This window comes from Phascolarctobacterium sp. ET69, from assembly GCF_023336935.1.
In the GTDB taxonomy this organism is placed as follows: Bacteria; Bacillota; Negativicutes; order Acidaminococcales; family Acidaminococcaceae; genus Fusicatenibacter_A; species Fusicatenibacter_A intestinipullorum.
The window spans coordinates 508,340-530,955 of record NZ_JAMBLR010000001.1 but is presented as its reverse complement, the minus strand read 5'-3'; the positions used below and the strand labels follow the sequence as shown (position 1 = coordinate 530,955).

At 44.3% G+C, this 22,616-nt stretch carries 22 protein-coding genes; 19 read left to right on the top strand and 3 right to left on the bottom strand.

The genetic code is table 11. The annotated features are described in order from the left end of the window. Positions 1 to 12 precede the first annotated feature (12 nt). From M3079_RS02725 to M3079_RS02635, 19 genes are all read left to right on the top strand, one after another. Positions 13 to 216 (top strand): hypothetical protein, encoded by a 204-nt coding sequence (locus tag M3079_RS02725; protein ID WP_021716569.1) that lies wholly within the window; start codon positions 13 to 15, stop codon positions 214 to 216. 14 nt (positions 217 to 230) lie between these two features. After that, positions 231 to 1,988, top strand: a complete 1,758-nt coding sequence (pyk, locus tag M3079_RS02720) for a pyruvate kinase (protein ID WP_249077090.1) — start codon at positions 231 to 233, stop codon at positions 1,986 to 1,988. A gap of 14 nt (positions 1,989 to 2,002) precedes the next feature. Then, on the top strand, positions 2,003 to 3,094 hold the full coding sequence (locus M3079_RS02715; RefSeq protein ID WP_249077088.1) for a hypothetical protein: 1,092 nt from the start codon (positions 2,003 to 2,005) through the stop codon (positions 3,092 to 3,094). Between the two features lie 126 nt (positions 3,095 to 3,220). Further along, entirely contained in the window at positions 3,221 to 4,276 is a 1,056-nt protein-coding gene (locus M3079_RS02710; RefSeq protein ID WP_021716572.1) for an iron-containing alcohol dehydrogenase family protein, read from the top strand. Next, entirely contained in the window at positions 4,273 to 5,031 is a 759-nt protein-coding gene (locus tag M3079_RS02705) for a YdcF family protein (protein WP_249077086.1), read from the top strand. The genes M3079_RS02710 and M3079_RS02705 overlap by 4 nt, the downstream gene beginning before the upstream one ends. A gap of 148 nt (positions 5,032 to 5,179) precedes the next feature. Then, complete coding sequence (gene rpsB / locus M3079_RS02700) at positions 5,180 to 5,923, top strand: 30S ribosomal protein S2 (RefSeq protein WP_249077085.1); 744 nt, start codon at positions 5,180 to 5,182, stop codon at positions 5,921 to 5,923. Positions 5,924 to 5,950: 27 nt separating this feature from the next. Next, the gene (tsf, locus tag M3079_RS02695; RefSeq protein WP_021716575.1) at positions 5,951 to 6,601 is read left to right on the top strand and encodes a translation elongation factor Ts; all 651 of its coding nucleotides are present in this window, start codon (positions 5,951 to 5,953) and stop codon (positions 6,599 to 6,601) included. A gap of 162 nt (positions 6,602 to 6,763) precedes the next feature. Further along, on the top strand, positions 6,764 to 7,489 hold the full coding sequence (gene pyrH, locus M3079_RS02690; RefSeq protein WP_021716576.1) for a UMP kinase: 726 nt from the start codon (positions 6,764 to 6,766) through the stop codon (positions 7,487 to 7,489). Between the two features lies 1 nt (position 7,490). Then, positions 7,491 to 8,054, top strand: coding sequence for a ribosome recycling factor (frr, locus tag M3079_RS02685; RefSeq protein WP_021716577.1), 564 nt, complete (start codon positions 7,491 to 7,493; stop codon positions 8,052 to 8,054). Further along, positions 8,054 to 8,290: a hypothetical protein gene (locus M3079_RS02680; protein WP_249077083.1), complete on the top strand. Its 237-nt coding sequence runs from the start codon at positions 8,054 to 8,056 to the stop codon at positions 8,288 to 8,290. Before frr ends, M3079_RS02680 begins: the two co-directional genes overlap by 1 nt. After that, the gene (locus M3079_RS02675; RefSeq protein WP_021716579.1) at positions 8,274 to 8,444 is read left to right on the top strand and encodes a 4Fe-4S binding protein; all 171 of its coding nucleotides are present in this window, start codon (positions 8,274 to 8,276) and stop codon (positions 8,442 to 8,444) included. The genes M3079_RS02680 and M3079_RS02675 overlap by 17 nt, the downstream gene beginning before the upstream one ends. An 81-nt stretch (positions 8,445 to 8,525) precedes the next feature. Continuing rightward, positions 8,526 to 9,305: an isoprenyl transferase gene (locus M3079_RS02670; RefSeq protein ID WP_021716580.1), complete on the top strand. Its 780-nt coding sequence runs from the start codon at positions 8,526 to 8,528 to the stop codon at positions 9,303 to 9,305. A 14-nt stretch (positions 9,306 to 9,319) separates the two neighbouring features. After that, a complete protein-coding gene (locus M3079_RS02665) occupies positions 9,320 to 10,213 on the top strand; it encodes a CDP-archaeol synthase (RefSeq protein WP_249077081.1) in 894 nt (297 codons plus the stop codon). Positions 10,214 to 10,231: 18 nt separating this feature from the next. Continuing rightward, complete coding sequence (locus tag M3079_RS02660) at positions 10,232 to 11,383, top strand: 1-deoxy-D-xylulose-5-phosphate reductoisomerase (RefSeq protein WP_249077080.1); 1,152 nt, start codon at positions 10,232 to 10,234, stop codon at positions 11,381 to 11,383. A gap of 19 nt (positions 11,384 to 11,402) precedes the next feature. Beyond that, positions 11,403 to 12,419, top strand: a complete 1,017-nt coding sequence (gene rseP / locus M3079_RS02655; protein ID WP_249077078.1) for an RIP metalloprotease RseP — start codon at positions 11,403 to 11,405, stop codon at positions 12,417 to 12,419. Between the two features lie 12 nt (positions 12,420 to 12,431). After that, entirely contained in the window at positions 12,432 to 13,502 is a 1,071-nt protein-coding gene (gene ispG, locus M3079_RS02650; RefSeq protein ID WP_249077077.1) for a flavodoxin-dependent (E)-4-hydroxy-3-methylbut-2-enyl-diphosphate synthase, read from the top strand. After that, the gene (locus tag M3079_RS02645; protein WP_249077076.1) at positions 13,502 to 15,226 is read left to right on the top strand and encodes a proline--tRNA ligase; all 1,725 of its coding nucleotides are present in this window, start codon (positions 13,502 to 13,504) and stop codon (positions 15,224 to 15,226) included. Before ispG ends, M3079_RS02645 begins: the two co-directional genes overlap by 1 nt. Before the next feature lie 21 nt (positions 15,227 to 15,247). Continuing rightward, on the top strand, positions 15,248 to 15,955 hold the full coding sequence (locus tag M3079_RS02640; protein ID WP_249077075.1) for an MgtC/SapB family protein: 708 nt from the start codon (positions 15,248 to 15,250) through the stop codon (positions 15,953 to 15,955). Between the two features lie 24 nt (positions 15,956 to 15,979). Beyond that, on the top strand, positions 15,980 to 19,663 hold the full coding sequence (locus tag M3079_RS02635) for a PolC-type DNA polymerase III (RefSeq protein WP_249077074.1): 3,684 nt from the start codon (positions 15,980 to 15,982) through the stop codon (positions 19,661 to 19,663). Between the two features lie 58 nt (positions 19,664 to 19,721). On the opposite strand, the gene M3079_RS02630 is transcribed toward M3079_RS02635, so the two are convergent. From M3079_RS02630 to M3079_RS02620, 3 genes are all read right to left on the bottom strand, one after another. Beyond that, positions 19,722 to 20,864, bottom strand: a complete 1,143-nt coding sequence (locus M3079_RS02630) for a site-specific integrase (RefSeq protein ID WP_249077073.1) — start codon at positions 20,862 to 20,864, stop codon at positions 19,722 to 19,724. Between the two features lie 181 nt (positions 20,865 to 21,045). Further along, the gene (locus M3079_RS02625; RefSeq protein WP_249077072.1) at positions 21,046 to 22,101 is read right to left on the bottom strand and encodes a DUF2939 domain-containing protein; all 1,056 of its coding nucleotides are present in this window, start codon (positions 22,099 to 22,101) and stop codon (positions 21,046 to 21,048) included. A 57-nt stretch (positions 22,102 to 22,158) separates the two neighbouring features. Next, positions 22,159 to 22,578, bottom strand: a complete 420-nt coding sequence (locus M3079_RS02620; protein ID WP_249077071.1) for a TIR domain-containing protein — start codon at positions 22,576 to 22,578, stop codon at positions 22,159 to 22,161. Positions 22,579 to 22,616 lie beyond the last annotated feature (38 nt).

Sequence of the window (22,616 nt, the reverse complement as noted above, 5' to 3'; positions counted from 1 at the left end):
GGTTTAATATTTGTGTGGAAAGTAGTTTATATTGCGCAGACCAAGGAGAACGCGCAGGAGATTAAAGAACTGCTTACAAACAATGGCTTTCTGATACAGATGAATGTAGCCGGAGCTAAAAAAGGTGGACAGGGGGGCGCTTATGAAATCAGCGTCCCTTACTCCGAAGCAGAAGATGCTTATGAGGTGCTTTGCGAGAACCGTTTTCGCGCGTAAGCCGGAGGAATATTATGAAAAAAACCAAAATTATCTGCACTATGGGCCCAAGCACGGACGATGCTGCTTTACTGGCAGAAATGATGCGTTCCGGCATGGACCTGGCACGTTTTAATTTTTCGCATGGCTGCCATGAAGACCATGCGCGCCGCGTGGAATTAGTGCGCAAAGCTGCCGCCGAAGTTGAAAAACCAATAGCTTTAATTGCCGATACCAAGGGGCCTGAGATGCGCCTTGGTATTTTTAAAGAAGGCAGGGTTATTTTAAAAGAGGGCGACAGTTTTACGCTTACAACAGAAGAAATTGAAGGCACGCAGGAAATTTCCTATGTAAATTACGCCGGTTTGCCGGAAGAATTGCAGCCCGGCAACGCAATTCTTCTTTCGGACGGGCTTTTGGCGCTTGAAGTAACTGATGTTGATGTACAGGGCGGCAAAATTTATACCAAAGTTGTGCATGGCGGCGAAATCAGCTCGCGCAAACGCGTAGCCTGCCCGGGTGTGGAACTGAAACTGCCGTTTTTATCCGAACAGGATATCAGCGACATTACTTTTGCCGCAAAACTCGGCATGGACTATGTTGCGGCTTCGTTTGTGCAAAAAGCAGATGATGTGCTTGCCATACGCCGCGTGCTGGAAGAAGTCGGTTCTTCCATGGGCATTATATCCAAAATTGAAAATCATGCCGGTGTAAAAAATATTGAAGAAATTATTGCCGTTTCCGACGGCGTTATGGTTGCCCGCGGTGACCTTGGTGTGGAAATACCAGCCGAAGTTGTGCCTTTGGTACAGAAAAATATCATCCGCAGCTGCAACAAGGCAGGCAAGCCGGTAATTACCGCAACACAGATGCTTGAAAGCATGATTACCAGCTACCGTGCAACCCGTGCGGAAGCAAGCGATATTGCCAATGCAATTTTTGACGGCACTGACGATATTATGCTCAGCGGCGAAACAGCGTCCGGCAAATATCCGCTGGAAGCGGTACGCACCATGGCAAAAATTGCCGAGCAGACCGAAACTGCGCTTGATTATGCCCAGATTTTTAAAAACAAAGGCATTGGCGAGCGCATTCATTCAACGGAAGCTATCAGCCATGCAACCGTGCAGATTGCGCAGGAACTTGGCAGTGACGCCATTGTAAGCATTACGGAATCCGGCTTTACGGCACGCATGCTTGCCAAATACCGTCCGGCGGCAGGTGTAATAGGCGTGTCCCGCCATCCGCAGACGGTACGGGCTATGCAGCTTTACTGGGGCGTTTGCCCGGTATTGGGGCCGTGGTCTGACAATACCGACGAATTGATAGAAAGTTCTTTAAGCTGCGTTAAAAAATGCGGCCTCGTTAAAGACGGCGATAATGTTATTGTTACGGCCGGTGTTCCTGTCGGCAAGCCCGGCACGACAAACCTTATTAAAGTTGTTGCCATGAGCAGAAAACTTGTCAGCGGCGTTGGCATTGGCCTGCAATCAATTACAGGTGTGGTATGCAAATGCACAAAACCGGAAGATTTTACCGGCAAACTTAAAGCCGGGGATATACTTGTGGTTGACGTTCTGCCTGATGAAGCAGGCAAATACGCGGCGGCGGCAGGCGCTATTATTGCCGAAGAAGGCGGCCTTACTTCCACTGCTGCAATTGTAGCTGTGGGCTGCGGCGTTCCGGCCATAGTTGGTGCGTGCGGAGCCATGCAGTCGCTGAAAGACGGCACAACCGTTACCGTTGATACGGTGAGCGGCATTGTGTATGAAGGCACCAGCAATATTATGTAAACAGGAGTTTTGAAATGGCAGCCGATAATGAATTGGAAAATTTAAAAACAGATTGCATTACCGCGCTGCGTAAAGGTGACGAAGATGCTTTTGATGCGGCAGCTTTAAAATTTCAGGAATCTTCAGCCGGAGATTTGCAGTTTAAAATGGAAACGCTCGGGCTGCTGGCCTGCCTGGCGTTAAAGCATAATTACTGCCGCAGCGCGCTGAAAGCACTTAATTTATTATCTGTTTGTTCACTGGACATAGCTCCGGAGGATGCACAAACAGAAAATGTTTTTTTGCAGAATCTGCGCTATGCCGCTGTAATGGCGGCGCGCACGCATAATAAAGGTATTTTTGCCGCTGCCGTAAGCAAACTGGCGGTGCGTTACGCTAAAAATAATTACGTTAAGGAAAACACAGATGCTTTTATCGGTGTTTTGAATGCCTTGATGTTTATTGCGGCCGACCGACGTTATACAGACATTTTGCCGATGCTGCACTGGCTGAGCCTGCGTTTGTGCAGAAACGAAAATGTTACGGAAGAACTGCTGTTTCCGTTTCTGCGCGGGTGGGCATGCCTTGCGGCGCAGGCAGCAAGGCGAGGCTGGCATGATGTTGTAAACCAGCTTTTAAACGGATTGTTTTACTTTTTGCTTAAACAGCGCAGCTTTACTTTAACCCGCAGCATTTTAATGTACGTTATGCTGCATATGCAGATGTATGCAGCGTGGGACGGCGTTGCCAAAGCGTTTGAAGTATATGCGCCGGTGCAGAATTTTTCGCTGGTTTTGCTGAAACAAATATTAAAGGAAGCTGACGGAAAACTGCGCATTAAAACAGTACGTTTGCTTTTGCGCTCCTGGCGCGATTTTATTGCCGCGGCGGCGCGGCAGGCCATGGAGGACGAACTAAGTCTTTACCAGAGCTGGTTTTCGTATGGCGAAGCAAAAGAAAGCAAAAAATACCGGCAGCGCAGCCGCCTTTTTATTCAGCTTACGCTGGGGTATTGGGCAGCACAGCAGCCGCGAACCAGCAAAAAACAGCTTAAATACCTGAAAAATATTTTTGAGCAGGATCTTGTAAAAGATAAATATTTGCGGCTTTTAGAAGATGTTCGCTGAAAAGAAGGGCAGTTATAAACATAGCTGCCCTTTTTGTATAATCTGTGTAAAATTTATGTATTAAATATTTTCAGGCTTTTACAAATGGTATAATAAAATTAGTTGTATTTAGGGAGGGACGAATTTATGAGTAACTATTCATTGCCGCTTTTTATGCAGGTTAAAGCAAATGCAGTTACCGACCTTAATAAAAACCTTAATTTATATATGCCAAAGCTGGTATTTGCCAAAACTTTAATTTTAACAACGGAAGGCCTGCTGCAAACGCTTGACAGGAAAGTAAAAATACTTTTAAATCAGCTGCGCGGCTATGAAATTGTAACGGTTAAAGAAAGTTCATTTGATTTTGCTGTGGAAGTGGCAAAAAAAGTTGCCATGAATAATATACGCCTTGTTATAGGCCTCGGCGGCGGAACGGCGCTTGATACGGCAAAATATGCAGCCTTTGTTGCCAATGTTGCCTATATTGCCATTCCTACTGCTCTCAGTAATGACGGCGTATGTTCGCCCGTATCGGTGCTTTTGGCGCAGAACGGACGCCGCCACTCATTTACTTCTAAAATTCCGGACGGCCTTTTAATTGATACGGACATTATTTTTGAAGCGCCGCGCCTTTTGCTGAAAGCTGGCGTGGGCGATACTATCAGCAACTACACTGCTCTTTATGACTGGCAGCTCGGCTGTGACGAAAACAATGACCGCCCCAACGATTTTGCCTATATGCTTTCGGAAACGGCGTTCAACTCGCTTTTATATTCGGAAGAAAAATCGCTTACATCAATTCCGGGCATTAAAATGCTGGCGCAGTCTTTGGTACTGAGCGGGCTTTCCATGCAGCTTGCAGGAAATTCGCGTCCCTGCAGCGGTTCGGAGCATCTGTTCAGCCATGCGATGGATGAACTTTTTGACCATAATATTCCGCACGGTATTCTGGTAGGCATGGGCAGTGTTGTTTCGTGCAAATTGCAGGGCAGGGACCATCATGTGGTGCTTGACTTTTTGAAAGCCTATGATATCAGCGTTAACCCGGCAAAACTTGGCATAACCGAAGACATGTTTATAAAGGCGTGGATGTTTGCCAAGGAAGTGCGCAAAGAGCGCTATACGATTCTTAATAAAATTAATCTTACGGAAGAACTTTTCCGGCAGCTGTATGTAGCAATGCTGGATGAATGTGAATGATGTATATTTTAAAATTTATTTTATTATGGCTGCTGCCTCCGGGCTGTATTGTTCTGCTGCTTGCAGCATTAACCTTTTATCTGTTTAAGCGCAAAGCAGCCGGAAAATTTGCTGCGGCGCTTATTACTTTGCTTTTGTATTTTGCTTCTTCAATGCCAACGGCGCAGCTTTTAACGCATGGTCTGGAAAGCAGGTATACGCAGCAATCCGCCGTAAAAGCGGATGTAATTGCCGTATTGGGCGGCGGTGCCGTAAGCGGCGTGCCAGATATTGACGGTGAAGGCGCACTTGCGGCGGCAGGCATGAACAGGCTGGCAACCGGCATGCGCCTGCAGAGAATGCTTGGCGTGCCGCTGATTGTAAGCGGAGGGCAGGTGTTTAAAGACAGCGGCGGTGAAGCGGAAATTGCCAAACGCGTCCTTATAAGTATGGGCGTAAAGGAAAATATGGTTTATACCGATACCAAAGCGCTTAACACCAGGCAGAACGCGCAGAATATTATTGCTGCCTCTAAGGAAAACGGCTGGAAAAGAATTGCTGTTGTAACATCTGCCCTGCATATGCCGCGCGCCATGCAGAATTTTGCTGCCGTTAAAGACACTGATATGGAAGTAACCGCATATCCCTGCGATTATCTTTCTTCAGGCAAAATTGTAATTTCGCCGTTCAGCTTTGTGCCTCAGGCTTATGCGCTTGATTTGACGGCAATGGCGCTAAAAGAGTATCTTGCTTTGGCAGCAGGCAATTTTTTGTAAAAATTTTACAATTTAGGCTTGCCTGCTTTAAACAGCTTGTGATATAATATTACGCGTGTAAAAATACACACGTCTGCGGATTTGCCCGCTGTCCGCAAGGTTAGGGCAGAGCTGATGCAGGCGGAGGAAAAAACAGGAGGAAAGAAAAATGGCAATTATCTCTATGAAACAATTACTCGAAGCCGGCGTACATTTCGGTCATCAGACCCGCCGCTGGAACCCTAAAATGGCTCCGTACATCTTCACTGAAAGAAACGGTATCTACATTATCGACCTACAGAAAACCGTTAAAAAAGTAGAAGAAGCTTATAACTTCATGCGTGACGTTGCTGCAAGCGGCGAAAGCATTTTGTTCGTAGGCACCAAAAAACAGGCTCAGGAAGCTATCCGTGAAGAAGCTCTCCGCTGCAACATGTTCTATGTAAACGAACGTTGGCTGGGCGGCATGATGACCAACTTCAAAACCATTCAGGGCCGTATTAAACGCCTGCGCACTCTGGAAGCAATGGAAGCGGACGGCACTTTTGACGTACTGCCGAAAAAAGAAGTTATCGGCCTGCGCCATGAAATGGAAAAACTCACCAAATATCTCGGCGGCATTAAAGATATGAAAAAACTGCCGGGCGCTCTGTTCATCATCGACCCGCGCAAAGAAAACATTGCAGTTATGGAAGCTCGCAAACTGAACATTCCTATCGTTGCAACTGTTGATACCAACTGCGACCCGGACGTTATCGACCATGTAATTCCGGCAAACGACGACGCTATCCGCGCTGTAAAACTTCTTACCGCTAAAATGGCTGACGCTGTTCTGGAAGGCCGTCAGGGCATGCAGACCGAAGAAGCTGCAGAAGTTGTTGAAGAAACCGCAGCTGCTGAAGACGCAGAATAATTTTTAAGATTTCAGGAGGAATAATAAATGGCTGAAATTACCGCTGCATTAGTAAAAGAATTACGCGAACGCACCGGTGCCGGCATGATGGACTGCAAAAAAGCCCTTGCCGCAACCGAAGGCGATATGGATAAAGCAATTGACTTTTTACGTGAAAAAGGCCTTGCTGCCGCTGCTAAAAAAGCAGGCCGCATTGCTGCCGAAGGTTTGGTAGAATCCTACATTCACGGCGGCGGACGCATCGGCGTTCTGGTTGAAGTTAACTGCGAAACCGACTTCGTTGCCAAAACCGATGCTTTCAAATCCCTCGTAAAAGATATTGCAATGCACATTGCTGCTGCTAACCCGAGCTACCTGCGCCGTGAAGAAGTTCCGGCAGCAGAACTTGAACACGAAAAAATGGTTCTTTCCGAACAGGCCCGCAACGAAGGCAAACCGGAAAAAATCATTGAAAAAATGGTTACCGGCCGTATTGAAAAATACTACAAAGAAGTTTGCCTGCTGGAACAGCCCTTCGTTAAAGACCCGGACAAAACCATCAGCGATTTAATTACCGAATCCATTGCTAAAATCGGTGAAAACATTGCTATCCGCCGTTTCACCCGTTATCAGCTTGGTGAAGGCATTGAAAAGAAACAGGAAGATTTTGCAGCAGAAGTTATGTCTTTTGTAAAATAAAACTTGTTTAATAAAGAGAACACTTTGGTGTTCTCTTTATTTTTTGCCTTTTTACAAAGATATCATAAATTATGCCTGTTAAAAAGAGGAAAAACAGACAATTTGTAGAATAGAAAATAAGATGTGTAAGTATGTAAATTTGAAGTATAGGGGGCGTGTGTTTTGGCTGAAGAAAGTAAGTTTAAACGAGTAGTTTTAAAATTAAGCGGCGAAGCCCTGGCAGGTGAGAAGGGCTTTGGCATTGACCCGGAAATTGTTGATTCCATAGCAAAACAAATTCAGGATGTTACCGAATGCGGTTTGCAGGTAGCGGTTGTAAACGGCGGCGGCAATATTTGGCGCGGACTGTCCGGAAGCTCGAAAGGTATGGACAGGGCAACTGCCGATTATATGGGGATGCTTGCAACCGTAATAAACTCGCTGGCATTGCAGGATGCACTGGAAAACCGCGGCGTGCCTACACGTGTGCAGACCGCTATTGAAATGCGCCAGATTGCTGAAACTTATATCAGGCGCAGGGCTATCCGCCATATGGAAAAAGCAAGGGTTGTTATTTTTGCGGCAGGCACCGGCAATCCGTATTTTTCCACTGATACAACCGCTGCGCTGCGTGCTGCGGAAATTGAAGCCGATGCAATTTTGATGGCTAAAAAAGGCGTGGACGGTGTATATGACAGCGACCCAGCTAAAAACCCGGACGCCAAAATGTTTGAAGAACTTGATTATATCGAAGTAATCCAGCGTAAGCTGAGCGTTATGGACTCTACGGCAATCAGCCTGTGCATGGATAACAAGATACCTATTGTTGTATTTAACATTGATAAGCCCGGCAACATTTTAAAAGCTGCTTTGGGCCAGAAGATTGGTACTTTGGTGGGAGGAAATTAAAATGGCAGAAATAAAGGAAATTTTATCGACGGCACAGACCAAAATGCAGAAAACTATTGAAGTGCTGCGCGTTGACCTTGCTTCGGTGCGCGCCGGCCGTGCCAGCGTTTCGCTGCTTGATAAGGTAATGGTTGAATATTACGGCACCCCTACACCTGTAAACCAGGTTGCCAGCGTAACCGTACCGGAACCGCGCATGATTGTTATTCAGCCCTGGGAGAAAAATCTCTTGAAAGATATTGAACGCGCCATTATGAAATCCGATTTGGGCTTGAACCCGAACAGCGACGGCAGCGTTATTCGTCTTAATCTTCCTCAGCTTACGGAAGAAAGACGTAAGGAACTGGTTAAAACCGTACACAAAAAAGCAGAAGACGCACGTGTAAGCATCAGAAACCTGCGCCGTGAAGCAAACGACTCCGTAAAGAAAGCTGAAAAAGCCAAGGAAATTACGGAAGACGAAGCTAAAAAAGCTAATGATGACATTCAGAAAATGACGGATAAATTTATTAAAGAAGTTGATACCGTTATGGAACATAAAGAAAAGGAAGTTATGGAAATTTGATGGAATTTCCGAATGTGCTTGCTTTTGAAGCTGAGGCGGCGGTTAAAATTCTGCGCGAAGCTGGATACGAGTGCAGCATTGTTGTAACAGAACCGCCCAAATTTAAGGACAGACCGCAGGAGGGCTGCCCTTGCGAATATGTGGTTAGACAGCGCAAGCTGGATAACAATAAAGCAGAAATCACCGTGGTGAGAAGGTATAGGAAAGGAGGCGTACATAATGGCACTCAAAATTAATAAAGAAGAATGTGTAGGCTGCGGCTCTTGCGCTGCAACCTGCCCGGTTGGCGCAATTAAAGAAGTCGACGGCAAATACGAAATCGGCGAAGAATGCGTTGAATGCGGCGCTTGTGCAGGCGTTTGCCCGGTTGGTGCAATTAAACAACCCTGATTTATTGCATAAAACTGAAGTGGCCTCCTCTTTTTAGGGGAGGTGCCTCAGTTTTATTGCCTTTAACGGAAAGGTGATATCGTGTTTAATACATTATTTAAATTTAAAACCGGCAATAACGATTTGAATGTTGACGTTAGTGGAATAGATTTGGAAAAAGTACCGCAGCATATTGCCATCATTATGGACGGCAACGGACGCTGGGCCAAAGCGCAGGGCAAGCCGCGCACTTTCGGGCATCAGGCCGGGGCGGAAACTTTAAAAAATATTGTTAAAACTGCCGATAAGATAGGCGTTAAAATTATCAGCGCTTATGCGTTTTCTACAGAAAACTGGAAACGCCCCGTAACGGAAGTTAACTTTATTATGGAGCTTTTAAGCCGTTATTTAACCAGTGAAATTGAGGAGTTCCATAAAAACAACGTTAAAGTGCGTTTTATGGGCAGCCGTGAAGGACTGCCGGAAACAGTAAAGAAAAAAATGGAATATGCCGAAAAAGTTACTGCGGATAATACCGGCATTGTTTTAAATTTGGCTATAAACTACGGCGGACAGGCTGAAATTCTGCATGCTGTTCAAAATATTGTCAGCGATGTGCAGGGCGGCGTGCTGCGGGTTGAAGATATAGATTCACAGAAATTTGAAGATTATTTATATACCAGAGGGCTGCCGGCACCGGATTTGTTAATCCGCCCGGGCGGCGATTTGCGTATAAGCAATTTTATGCTGTGGCAGATTGCCTATGCAGAAATTTGGACTACGGAAGTATACTGGCCTGCGTTTACGCCGGAAATGTTTTTGGAGGCAGTGAAGGCGTATGGCGGGCGTGAGCGCCGTTATGGCGGTTTAATTACTAAATAAGTGGCGGTGTGGCAATGTTAAAAAGAATTATAACCGGCGTAGTTGCTTTGCCGGTAGTTATATTTTTAATTCATCAGGGCGGATATTTATTTGATGCTGCGGTTTTTGCGCTGGCAACGGTAGGCTTGTTTGAGCTCAGGAATATGGCGCGTGCAAACGGTCATGACATTTACTGGCTTTCTACCGGTATAACTGCCATCTGCCTTATTTATACGGCATCGGTATTCCGCGTGATAAGCATTTATTCTTTTATTCTGCTTCCGGCGTTTTTAATGCTGGGCTGCATTTTGGTGCTGCTTGAAGGCATGGCGCGCCATCATAACGATGGCAAGTGGGCTTTTAATACTGCGCTTTCGGTTATGGCAGTAGTGTATATCGGCTTTGGCTTTGCACATTTTATTTTGCTGCGTGACGCCATGTATTTTACTTCGGCGGATTTACAGGTGAGCCTGTGGGGTCTGCCTATTGACCGCGGAGAAATATTGTTCTGGGTTATTATGCTTGGAACCTGGGCAAGCGATACTTTTGCCTATTTTGCAGGTTCTGCCTTCGGCAAACACAAGCTTTGCCCGTCCATAAGCCCCAATAAGTCTGTGGAAGGTGCGATAGCCGGTTTTATCGGCTGCGTGCTTGTTATTATGGGCAGTTTGCATTATCTTAATACCGCAGGCGTATTCCAGGGTTCTTTAATGCTTTCCGTGCTTTTGGGCTTTGGCGTAGCAATTGTTGCGCCGCTTGGCGATTTGGTGGAATCCGTTTTGAAACGTTCTTTTGGTGTTAAAGATTCCGGCAAAATCTTTCCGGGGCATGGCGGCGTGCTTGACCGCTGCGACAGCCTTCTGTTTGCAATGCCGGTCGGATATTATGTTTTTCTGTTCAGCGTAATGCTTAACACCTTGTTTATGTAAGCTTTTGGAGGCATGAAAATGAAGAAGATAGCCGTTCTTGGCAGTACAGGTTCCATTGGCAAACAAACATTGGAAGTTGCTGCTGCCAACCCGGATAAACTGCAGATAAAGGTTTTGGCTGCGCATGTAAACGATAAACTGCTGGAGGAACAGATTGAAAAGTTTGCTCCTGATATGGCCGTTTTAACTGATGAAAAAGCTGCGCAGCGCTTAAAAGAACGCTATACCGGCAAAACTAAAATTCTGGCAGGCAGGGAAGGGCTTTTGGAAGCCGTAACCTATGACGGAATTAACACAGTGCTGGCTTCAATGGTAGGCTATGCCGGGCTTTTGCCGACGCTGGAGGCAATTAAGCATGGCAAGGACATAGCGCTTGCCAATAAAGAAACGCTTGTTGCTGCCGGCAGTATCGTTATGGCAGCGGTAAAACAGCATAATGTTTCGCTTACTCCGGTAGACAGCGAGCACAGCGCTATTTTCCAGTCGCTGCAGGGCGGCAGAAAAAATGAGGTAAAACGCCTTATTATTACTGCCAGCGGCGGGCCGTTTTTGGGAAAAACAAAAGCAGAACTTGCAGATGTTACTCTGGAGCAATGTTTAAAGCATCCTAACTGGAGCATGGGAAGAAAAATAACGGTTGATTCCTCAACACTTGCCAATAAAGGCCTTGAAGTTATAGAAGCGTACTGGCTGTTTGACATGCCTTATGATAAAATAGATGTTGTTGTACATCCGCAAAGCATAGTTCATTCCATGGTGGAATTTACAGATGGTTCCGTTATTGCGCAAATGGGGCTGCCGGATATGCGTCTGCCCATACAGTATGCTTTTTCATATCCTGAGCGTTATGATAATACTTTTGGGCAGCTTGATTTTGTAAAAGCGGGAACGCTTACGTTCCTTGCTCCTGATACAGAAGCATTTCCTGCCCTTAAAATTGCCGTTGAATGCGGACGACAGGGCGGAACGCTGCCGTGTGCGTTTAACGCAGCCAACGAAGAAGCCGTTTATGCATTTTTAGACGGAAAAATTAAATACATGGACATAGTTAAAACCATAGAACATGTTGTCGGCAGACATCAGAATATTTTGCAGCCGGTGCTGGAAGATATTGAAAACGCAGATGCTTCTGCAAGATGTGCCGCAAAGGATTTTTTGAATAACTTGTAAAAAATACAGGAGGATTTTTGTGATAACTATATTGGCTGCCCTGTTTGTTTTTGGCGTACTTGTAACGGTACACGAATTTGGGCATTTTATTACTGCTAAAATGACGGGGATGCGGGTTGATGAGTTTGCAATAGGCTTTGGCCCGAACATTATTCAGAAAAAATATGGAGAAACGCTGTACAGTTTAAGAATCATTCCGTTAGGCGGTTATAATAAAATTGCCGGTATGGAACCGGATGAACCTGCCGATGAAGGTGCGTTTAAATCAAAACCAATTCCTTCAAGAATGCTTGTTATTCTGGCGGGCGTTTTAATGAATTTTATTTTACCCGTGGTGCTGTTTACCGGTATTTTTGCCGTTAACGGGCTTGATTTGCCGGTTGATAAGCCGGTGCTTGGCGGGGTAATGCCCGGCAAAGCAGCCGTTGAAGCGGGTTTGCAGCCCGGCGACCGTATTATTGCGGTAGGCGGAAAGCAGGTTGCAACGTGGAATGACATGGTGCTTGAAATAAACAGCTACGGCGAAAAAGAAGTAGTATTAAGCGCCGAACGCAACGGCGTAACCAGGGATTATACCTTAAAACCGGAATATGATAAAGATTACGGCAAGCCTTTGGTTGGTATTTCGCCGCAGATTGAGCATAAAAATTTCAGCATTTTCGAATCGCTTAAAATGGGCTTTAAGTATACCGAATATATTACTTTGATGATGTTGGACGGCTTGTATAAAATTGTTACCGGTGCTGCTCCGGCAGACGTAACAGGCCCTATCGGCATAGCAAAAATTGCCGGTGAAGCCGCAGAAAACGGCTGGATGCCGCTTTTGAACCTTACGGCGCTTTTAAGCATTAACCTTGGCATTATTAATTTGCTGCCGCTGCCTGCGCTGGACGGCGGGCATTTTGTGCTGTTGATTTTAGAAGCCCTGCGCGGGAAACCGCTGGGAGAAAAAGCTGCGACAATGATTCAGAGCATTGGCGTTGGGCTTATTTTAACTTTAACCGTGTGGGCTGTTTTCAGTGATATATCCAGATAAAGAGGTGGCCTGATGGAACGCAGGAAAACAAGGCAAATTCAGTTGGGCAATGTAAAAATAGGCGGCGGTGCGCCTGTTGCAGTGCAGTCGATGACTAATACGCATACTGACGACTCTGCGGCGACACTGGCACAAATTAACCGCCTTGCCGAAGCCGGCTGCGATATTGTACGCTGTGCCGTACCCGATATGACAGCTGCAGAAGGCTTGAAGGAAATTGTTAAAAAAAGCCCGATACCGGTAATTGCCGATATTCATTTTGATTATAAACTGGCTTTGGCGGCTGTTGATGCAGGAGTAAGCGGATTGCGCCTGAACCCCGGCAATATCGGCGGTGAAGATAAGGTGCGTGCCGTTGTGGAAGCGGTGAAGCCGTTAAACATCCCTATCCGTATAGGCGTCAACGCCGGTTCACTGCCGAAAGACTTACTGGAAAAATATGGGCATCCTACGCCGGAAGCACTGGTAGAGGCTGCCTGGCGCCATATCCGTATTTTGGAAAGTATGGATTATCGCAACATTAAAATTTCGCTTAAAGCGCATGATGTGCCGCTGACGATAGCGGCTTACCGCCTGCTTGCTTCGCAGTGCGATTATCCGCTGCATGTAGGTATTACCGAAGCCGGTACAATTAATTCCGGAATTATAAAATCGGCAGTAGGCATTGGCACGCTGCTTGCGGAAGGCATTGGCGATACCATAAGGGTATCACTTACCGGCGACCCTGTGCAGGAAGTTAAAACCGGCTTTGCCATTTTAAAAGCACTGGGGCTGCGTGAATACGGGCCGACGCTTATTTCGTGCCCAACCTGCGGCAGAACGAGAATTAACCTTGAAAAGCTGGCACTTACTGTGGAGAAAAAGCTGGACGGCATTACCGAACCCATAACAGTTGCCGTTATGGGCTGCGTTGTAAACGGCCCCGGTGAAGCGCGTGAAGCAGATGTCGGCATTGCAGGCGGCATAGGCGAAGGGTTGCTGTTCCGTAAAGGGGAAATTCTACGCAAAGTTAAAGAAGAAGAAATAGTTGATGAATTATTTAAAGAAATAGATAAAATTTTGATGGAAAGGAAGAATAAATAATGAGAGTATCGCAAATGTACGCTCCTACTTTAAGGGAAGTTCCTGCTGAAGCGGAGGTTGTCAGCCATCAGCTGATGCTGCGCGCAGGTTTTATCCGTAAAGCTGCCGGAGGTGTTTACAGCTATTTGCCGCTGGCATGGCGCGTATTGAAAAAAATAGAAAATATCGTCCGCGAGGAAATGGACGACGCAGGCGCACAGGAACTTTTAATGCCTATTGTTCAGCCTGCGGAAATCTGGCAGGAAAGCGGCCGCTGGGATGTATACGGCCAGGAAATGTTCAAACTGATGGACAGGCACGAAAGACCGTTCTGCCTTGGCCCGACGCATGAGGAAATGGTAACAACGCTTATCCGCCAGGATGTGCGCTCTTACCGTCAGCTTCCGCTAAATGTTTACCAGATTCAAAATAAATACCGCGATGAAAAAAGACCGCGTTTCGGCCTTTTGCGCGGACGCGAATTTATCATGAAGGACGCTTATTCTTTCGATAAGGATGAAGCAGGCCTTGAGGTTTCCTATAAAAAAATGTACGATGCGTACAACAATGTGTTTACGCGCTGCGGTTTAAACTTCCGCCCGGTTGAAGCTGATTCCGGTGCTATCGGTGGCAGCGGTTCCCATGAATTTACCGTTATTGCAAACAGCGGCGAAAATGAAATTGTTTTCTGCAGCAAATGCGATTATGCGGCCAACGTTGAAAAAGCCGAACTGAAACCGATTGAAGCAGCTGATGAAGAAGTTAAGGAAAAAGAAAAGGTTGTAACTCCGGACTGCAAAACCATTGCCGATGTGTGCGCATATTTGAAACTGCCGGTTGACCATTCCGTTAAGGCAGTAGCTTATAACAGCAACAAGGGTTTAATTCTTTGCTTTGTACGCGGCGACCACGAGGTTAACGAAATTAAAATTGTCAATACCTGCGGCGTACTGGAAGACAGCCTGGAAATGGCTTCCGAAGAACAGCTTGCGGCAGCAGGAACCATCGGCGGTTACATGGGCCCTGTTGGCATTAATTTGAAAAAAGCTACCGTTGTAGTTGACAGCACTGTTATGAATATGCACAATATTTGCTGCGGTGCAAACGAAGAAGGTTACCACTTTGTAAATGTTGAGCCTAAACGCGATTTTAATGTTACTTATGTTGCAGATATCCGCATGATTCAGGAAGGCGACCCGTGCCCGCACTGCGGCGCTCCTGTTGTTAAGGCACGCGGCATTGAAGTTGGCCAGGTATTTAAACTTTATACCAAATACAGCGATGCACTGCATGCAACCTTCCTTGATGAAGAAGGCAAGGAACGCCCGATGGTAATGGGCTGCTACGGTATCGGCGTAAGCCGCACCATGGCCGCAGCTATCGAGCAGAACCATGACGAAAACGGCATTATCTGGCCTGTTGCCATTGCTCCGTATGAAGTTTTGGTTGTGCCCATGAACGCTAAAGATAAAGAATCGTGGGATAAAGCGGAAGAAATTTATCAGCAGCTTAAACGTGCTGGCGTAGAAGCTGTTATCGATGACCGCAATGAACGCCCGGGCGTAAAATTTAAAGATGCAGATTTAATCGGTTATCCGCTGAGAGTTGTTGTTGGCCCGAAAACTTTAAGCAGCGGCCAGCTGGAAGTTAAAATCCGTAAAAACGGCGAAATCAAATACCTGCCGCTTGAAGGCGACTATGTTGAAGAAATTAAAAATATTCTGGCAGGATTGATGGCTAAATAATAAAATTTTGGAGGTGTCTCTATGGATCAGTTTTTGTTAAGTCCCCATAACTGGGATATGATCCTGCGGCTGCTTTTAGCAACCGTATTAGGAGGCGCTGTAGGTATAGAACGCGGCAGCGGCGACCGCCCTGCCGGGTTCAGAACCCATATACTTGTCTGCACCGGTTCGGCACTTATAATGCTTGTTTCCATGTATGGCTTTGATGACACTTACGTGAGTGGCATAAGCAATGCCAATAACAGGGATTCTGCACGTATTGCGGCGCAGGTAGTAAGCGGCATCGGCTTTTTGGGCGCCGGTACTATTATGCATGAAGGTGTTACCGTGCGCGGGCTTACTACGGCGGCAAGCCTGTGGATGGTTTCGGCAATAGGGCTGGCGGCAGGTGCCGGAATGTATGTAATAAGCATTGTTTCCACGGCTATTATGCTTATCACGTTGGTTTCGTTCCGCAGCTGGGAAAAGCGTTTTGCCAGTTCCAACCGCAATTCGCGCCGTTATATCCGCATTGTTGCCAACAACGAGCCGGGCATTATAACAAATATTACTTCGTATTTATCCGAAAACGATATAAAAGTAAAAACAATGAACGTAAAAAATAATTCTCAAAAAAATGAGGTAATTCTGGAGCTTTATTTAAAAATTGGCAGGGAAACCGATAAAGACGGTTTTGCCCGCGGATTGCAAAGAATTTCCGGAATTATTACTGTAGAAAATTTAAGTTAAGTTGTTTTATGAAAGGTAAAGGTAATGAAGGCTAAATATTGCATTGTTCCCGATACAGCTAAGTTTTTTGAATTTTTAGCCGGATTGTCCTTTTCGGAGTCAGACCTTTTGCATACCAGGCTGATACGTCCGCAAAAGATTTTTGTTGATGTTGAACAGTCCGAATGGGTAATTGAGTATAAGGCCGCTGCTCCGGTTGAAGAAAGGCTTGCTTTAGCAGTGGCAGATAAACTGGCCGCTGCTTTTTCTTTGCATAAGGTAGAGCTTTCCTGCTGCAATGCGGAGGCTAATGTTAAAGCCGAAACGGAAGAAATTCCGCTGCCGCCGGAGCCGCCTGAAGAAACGGAGTTTGTTGTTACAAATTGCAGCGGGCAGCCTATACCGGAAGAAATACCCTTGCCGGAAGAACCGCCGCAAAACGATTTGGAAAGTTACCACTATGAAGAAAACGGCAGCTGCGGCAGTGAGGCAGATGCCGATTTTGCCCGTGCGTATGAATTGCTGTACGGAAACGGCGGCAAAGGCAAAAACGGCAATGGCGTTATCTGGGGCAAGAATTTCAGGGGCGAACCCCGTCCGCTTGACGATATAACAGAAGAAGAAAATAATGTTGTTGTGGAAGGCCAGTTTGTAAAATGCTTTGATAAAGACGGCGTGCTTACTTCTTTTAACGAGCGTGAACTGCGCACCAAACGCGTTAAGCTCAGCTTTAATTTGAGCGACGATACAAACGGCATTTTCATCAATATGTATTTTCAAACGCTGGAAGAATGCCATAAGTTTAAAAGTTTAATCAAGCCGGGCGTGTATCTGCGCATTATGGGCGATGCAAGGCGTGACCGTTACGCTTTTGACGAAATGACTATCGAGCCTAAGGGCATTATGCTGATTGAAAAAGAAGAACGTATGGATAATGCCGAAGTGAAAAGGGTAGAACTGCACTGCCATACCAAAATGAGCAAAATGGACGCCCTGACGCCGATGGAAGATTTGGTTAAAAAAGCAATTAAATGGGGGCATAAAGCTCTTGCCATTACCGACCATGGTGTTGTGCAGGCGTTTCCGTTCTGCTATGATGCCGCAGAAGGCAGCGATTTGAAACTTATTTTTGGCATGGAAGGCTATTTAATCAGCGACAGCGGTGTTGAAGGCGTCGATATTGAACCTACTGATAGTATTAAGAAAAAGAAAGGCACCAAAACACAGCTTGACCATATTATAATACTGGCCAAGAATGAAACCGGTTTAAGAAATTTATATAAGCTTGTTACTTTAAGCCATTTAAAATATTATAATTCGCGTCCTTCCCGTCCTTCGCTGCCGCGTGCAGTTATAGAAGAATACAGGGACGGGCTTATTTTAGGTTCGGCATGCGAAGCCGGTGAACTTTACCGTGCCGTCAGGGCAGGAAAAAGCGAAGAAGAACTGCTTAAAATAGCTGCATTTTATGATTATCTGGAAATTCAGCCTTTGGGCAATAATATGTACATGGTGCGCGAAAATAAATGTACGGTTGAAGATTTAAAAAATTATAACCGTAAAATTTATGAATTGGGCAAAAAAATCGGCAAAATGACAGTTGCCACCTGTGATGTGCACTTTTTAAACCCGGAGGACAGCAAATACCGCACAATTTTGCAGGGCGTACAGAATTATAAAGATGCAGATGAACAGCCGCCGCTGTATTACCGCACAACGGAAGAAATGCTGGGGGAGTTTGAATACCTCGGCAAAGATATTGCTTATGAAGTTTGTGTAACCAATCCCAACAAAGTTGCGGATATGGTTGATAAAATAAAACCAGTGCCGGACCGTGACCAGCTTTATTCGCCATCCATACCGGGCGCTGTAGAAGCGCTGCCGAAAATGGTTTACGATAAGGCGCATGAATGGTATGGTGATGAATTGCCGGAAATTGTTGCCGAGCGTATTAAAACCGAACTCGATTCTATTATTAACAACGGTTTTGCTATTTTGTACTACATTGCGCATAAGCTGGTACGCAAATCGCTTGATGACGGCTACCTGGTAGGTTCCAGGGGCTCTGTTGGTTCGTCGCTTGTTGCAACGCTTATTGACATCACAGAAGTTAATCCGCTGGCACCGCACTACCGCTGCCCTGAATGCCGTTACAGCGAGTTCTTTACCAATAACGAATATGCTTCCGGTTTTGACCTGCCGGAGAAAAACTGTCCGCATTGCGGTACACCTATGTGGCGCGACGGGCATAACATTCCGTTTGCGGTATTCTTAGGCTTTCACGGCGATAAAGTACCTGATATCGACCTTAACTTCTCCGGCGAATATCAGCCGGTGGCGCATAAATACACCGAAGAATTGTTCGGACGAGATAATGTTTGCCGTGCCGGTACGATATCGACAGTGGCAAGCAAAACAGCTTTCGGCTATGTGCGTAAATATTACGAGGAAAAAGGCTTAACCAAACATCCGGCTTATATGGCGGGGCTGGTGGAAGGCATTGCCGGGCTGAAACGTACAACCGGCCAGCACCCGGGCGGCATTATGGTTGTGCCGCGCAATATGGATATTCACTATATTACGCCTATGAACCATCCGGCGGACGAACGCGACAGCACGACCGTTACCACTCACTTCGATTATCATTCCATTAATGACAGGCTGGTTAAACTTGATATACTCGGCCATGATGACCCGACGGTTATCAAGCTGCTGGAAGAATTTACCCATATTAAGCCGACTAAAATTCCTATCGGCGATGAGGCTACAATGTCTATTTTCCGCGATACGGAAGCGCTCGGCGTAACGCCGGAACAGATTAACAGTTCTGTTGGCACCTACGGTATACCTGAGTTTGGCACACGTTTTGTACGCCAGATGGTAGAGGACGTACAGCCGAAAAACTTCGGGCAGATAGTCAGGGTTTCCGGTTATTCGCACGGTACGGACGTATGGCTGAACAACGCACAGGATTTGATTAAAGAGGGCAAACCTCCTGAAGATACAATCGCAACGCGCGACGACGTTATGACAAACCTTATTGCCATGGGCGTAGAACCGAGCCTTGCGTTTAAAACGATGGAATATGTGCGTAAGGGCAAGGCTGCCAAAAACGGTTTGGAGCCAAAAATGCTGGATGCAATGAAGGCGGCCAAAGTTCCGGAATGGTTTATTAATTCCTGCCAGACTGTTAAGTATTTGTTCCCTAAAGCACATGCCATAGCCTATGTTTTAATGGCTTACCGCATTGCTTACTGCAAGGTGCATTACCCAAAAGCGTTTTATGCAGCTTATTTCAGCGTGCGTGCGCCGGAATTTGACGCGGCCTATATCGCCAAGGGCAAAGAATATATGAAGAAATTTATTAAAGATGTATATGCACAGGGCGGCAAGGCAAACAACAGGGATAAAGATACCGTAACCTATTTGGAGCTTGCGGTGGAAATGATGGAACGCGGATTGGAATTTGAACCGATAGATTTGTATAAATCGCATCCGACACGCTTTTTGCCGACGGAAAAAGGCGTGCGCATACCGCTGGCAGCACTCAGCGGCATTGGCACAAGCGCAGCACTCAGCATTGACGAAGCGCGCAGCAGCGGCGTACCCTTTATTTCGCAGGAAGATTTGCGTGTACGTTCCAAAGTATCAAAATCGGTAATAGAAAAACTGGCTGAATACGGCACATTAAAAGACCTGCCGGAAAACGACCAGATAGATTTGTTTTAAAAAAGCCAAAGAACGGCTAACCATGCGGGTTTAGCCGTTCTTTTATTTGTGCATGAGTTCAATTTGAGTTCAAAAAATCAACGTCTTCAAAATTTGAGCTTTTTATAATACGCTTCTCTAGTTCCTCAACAGCATTATCATCTTTTTGAGGAAGCATGTGTGTATAAATTGCTAATGTGGTTTTAGGGTTTGAATGTCCCAACTGTTTTGAAACAACGGCAATATCATTGGTGCAATCGCGTAAAATATTGGCATAACTGTGGCGCAGTATATGCGGGCTTATTCTTGGTAGACCAACCTTCTGTATGGTAGACATCATTTTATTGTATATTGTGGCATAGGCATAGTTAATAATGCGGTCATCTTCTTTTATATCATATATTCTGCTAATATAGTCTGTGATTTGATTGTAAAGAAAATGAGGAATTTTAATACCACGTTCAGAAGGTTTGTTTTTTGGCGGACCAATATGGTTTATTATTTCACCTTTATATTTCATTCGTCTAAAATTATGCTCTACTGAAATATTATAAGGTAAAAAGCTGGATGGTGTTAAAGCTAGTGCTTCGCCAATGCGCATACCGCTATAAAACATTAAGTTAAATATAATTCTGTACTGTTCATTATTTAATGCATTATAAAAAGCGTTGTATTGTTCAAGCGTCCAGTATTTAGCGCGGTCATCAGAAGAATAATATTTCGCTTTTTCGGCTTTTTCAACAGGATTATTTTTAAAATTATAGTTAGTCATAGCAAATTCAAATATTTGCTTTAATACAGTACGTCTACTGTTTACAGTAGCAGATGCTAAAGTGGCAGTATTTTTTCTTTTATTTGTTTTTGTTTTAAGTTTAACTACCCAATCATTTACATCTTTTGTAGTTATTTTATTTGCGATAACCCCAGTAAAGTATGGACGAATGTAATATTTAATAGCGTCAAGTTTAAAAAGAACGGTAGATTTTCGATAAGTGCCAAGTGTTTCAAGATTATATAAATGATTTTCGTATTGAATAAATAATTCGTCCATAGTTATATCAGGGCAAATATTGTTCTCATTTTTAAAAGCTTGCTCCCATTGTTCTGCATCACGTTTTAGCTTAAAACCACGCTTTACCTTGTGCCGATTTTTTCCGGTCCAGTCTTTGTACCAAAATTGGCAATACCAAGTATTAGTTTTCTCATCTTTGTATGATGTCATTACAATCACCTCACGAAGTTGATTTTTTTGCGCGAAAGTATAAAATAATTGATTTGCTATAATATCAAGTGTTTGCAAAATAGTTCACTTTATAAAACGTATGTTTGTGTAACAATTTTAAAATAATACCGTCTAATCAGTATGGCGTAGATTAGACGGTTTAAAAATTATAACCGTTTCATTACTTCTTAATAGAAGTAACATCAGGAACTTTTGTTAAAAGTTCTAATTTGCTGCCATCAGCAAATTCAATGCTAGTTATTTCAATGGTTAAATTAGTAGTGCTAAAATTGCAACCTATAACAGCCTTATCAGCATCTTTGAATGGGTTAAGGTCTATTCTTTTATAATCTGTTCCAGATTGACCTTTGGGAATTGAAAGAGTAGAAGATACGTTGTAAGTTCCCAGTGTAGGGCCATTTTTACTTTCATCAATTCTAATTTTATAATTAAAGGATTTTATGTCTTTGTCACTATTATTGCTAAATGTAGCACTAGAAGTCAGCCAATGACTTGTAAAGAACGGATTGCCATCATTTCTTAAATTCATTTGGCCGCCAGTTATTTGCAATGATTTATTAAGTTCTTCTGAAATAGGTTTGTTTAATTCGGCTAATTTCTCTTTTTCAGCTTTGTCAACTTCAATTAAAAAGTCTGTTAAATTCGCTACTTCTATTAATTTCCATGTACCATCATCAAGTTCGTTCATGGTAACATTCAGCTTAAAGTCTTTGTCTAATTTTGCGTTATGCAAAGTAATGGCGACCGTTGCTGCTTTACCTTCTTGATTTATTGTTGAAACATCTTTAACAACATTATCTTTAGCGTTAGCCTTTTCTTGCATACTTTTTGCAAGTTGGTCTTGTTTGCCAGAAGTAGTAGAAGGCTGTACTTGTGATGATTGTTCAGTAATAGCGTTTAAAGTTTCAGTTTTTAATTTGTTTACAACAGCCGGCTTTAGCATTTCAAGTAAACCAGCGGCAAGTGGAACATTAGTAATTTTTTCACCAGTTATGGTTTCTTGTGCTTTAATATAATCATCGAAGGCTTTTGTATAGAGCCTGTCCATATCAACTCGCTGTTGAAAGCCTACAGTATCATGATTTTGCCATGCTTCTCTGATTAAATTAATAGAATAAACTGGCGTTTTAGTCCAATATAGAAAATAAAACGCTACTGCACAAATAATAATTAAAACCCCAGCAATGCCAAACTTTTTTTGTTTGTCACTCATCATAAACACGCTCCTTAAATATATGTTATAATTATAAGTATAGTAAGACCTATAATTTATTTATAGAAGTCTTTTTAATTCGGTTATAAAGCTATTAGAATTCCAATTTACATAATGAATATTTTGTTTGTTTTTACAGTTGTTTAATGCAGATGGCCATGTTACATTACCAAAAGGTTTTATAGCTAAAATAGGCTTGTTATAGGCATCTGCAATTTGTATTTCAAATTCTAGCCATTTACTATAAGAAACATAACCACCGGCTATTACTACAACAACAGAAGCACGATAAATTTGTTGTAGTAATTCTCGCTTTAAATCGTTTTCTCTCATTGGTGGAAATGATTTATTTTCTGGTATACTGTAATCAGAAACTGTAATATTAGAACTGTCAATCCACTTTTTGACAGTTTCATAATGGCTCGAATAACTCCAAGAATGGCTAATAAAAATATGGTAATTTTTATCAAGTCTAAACATTTAAAGACCTTCTTTCTAAAAAATTTTAAGGAGTTGAT

Coding starts and splice junctions, on each gene's coding strand:
- pyk (WP_249077090.1), top strand. CDS start 231: ATGAAAAAAACCAAAATTATCTGCACTATGGGCCCAAGCACGGACGAT.
- M3079_RS02635 (WP_249077074.1), top strand. CDS start 15,980: ATGAAGGCTAAATATTGCATTGTTCCCGATACAGCTAAGTTTTTTGAA.
- M3079_RS02640 (WP_249077075.1), top strand. CDS start 15,248: ATGGATCAGTTTTTGTTAAGTCCCCATAACTGGGATATGATCCTGCGG.
- M3079_RS02625 (WP_249077072.1), bottom strand. CDS start 22,101: ATGATGAGTGACAAACAAAAAAAGTTTGGCATTGCTGGGGTTTTAATT.
- tsf (WP_021716575.1), top strand. CDS start 5,951: ATGGCTGAAATTACCGCTGCATTAGTAAAAGAATTACGCGAACGCACC.
- M3079_RS02715 (WP_249077088.1), top strand. CDS start 2,003: ATGGCAGCCGATAATGAATTGGAAAATTTAAAAACAGATTGCATTACC.
- M3079_RS02645 (WP_249077076.1), top strand. CDS start 13,502: ATGAGAGTATCGCAAATGTACGCTCCTACTTTAAGGGAAGTTCCTGCT.
- M3079_RS02680 (WP_249077083.1), top strand. CDS start 8,054: ATGGAATTTCCGAATGTGCTTGCTTTTGAAGCTGAGGCGGCGGTTAAA.
- frr (WP_021716577.1), top strand. CDS start 7,491: ATGGCAGAAATAAAGGAAATTTTATCGACGGCACAGACCAAAATGCAG.
- M3079_RS02710 (WP_021716572.1), top strand. CDS start 3,221: ATGAGTAACTATTCATTGCCGCTTTTTATGCAGGTTAAAGCAAATGCA.
- M3079_RS02705 (WP_249077086.1), top strand. CDS start 4,273: ATGATGTATATTTTAAAATTTATTTTATTATGGCTGCTGCCTCCGGGC.
- M3079_RS02675 (WP_021716579.1), top strand. CDS start 8,274: ATGGCACTCAAAATTAATAAAGAAGAATGTGTAGGCTGCGGCTCTTGC.
- M3079_RS02620 (WP_249077071.1), bottom strand. CDS start 22,578: ATGTTTAGACTTGATAAAAATTACCATATTTTTATTAGCCATTCTTGG.
- M3079_RS02630 (WP_249077073.1), bottom strand. CDS start 20,864: ATGACATCATACAAAGATGAGAAAACTAATACTTGGTATTGCCAATTT.
- M3079_RS02665 (WP_249077081.1), top strand. CDS start 9,320: ATGTTAAAAAGAATTATAACCGGCGTAGTTGCTTTGCCGGTAGTTATA.
- rpsB (WP_249077085.1), top strand. CDS start 5,180: ATGGCAATTATCTCTATGAAACAATTACTCGAAGCCGGCGTACATTTC.
- M3079_RS02660 (WP_249077080.1), top strand. CDS start 10,232: ATGAAGAAGATAGCCGTTCTTGGCAGTACAGGTTCCATTGGCAAACAA.
- ispG (WP_249077077.1), top strand. CDS start 12,432: ATGGAACGCAGGAAAACAAGGCAAATTCAGTTGGGCAATGTAAAAATA.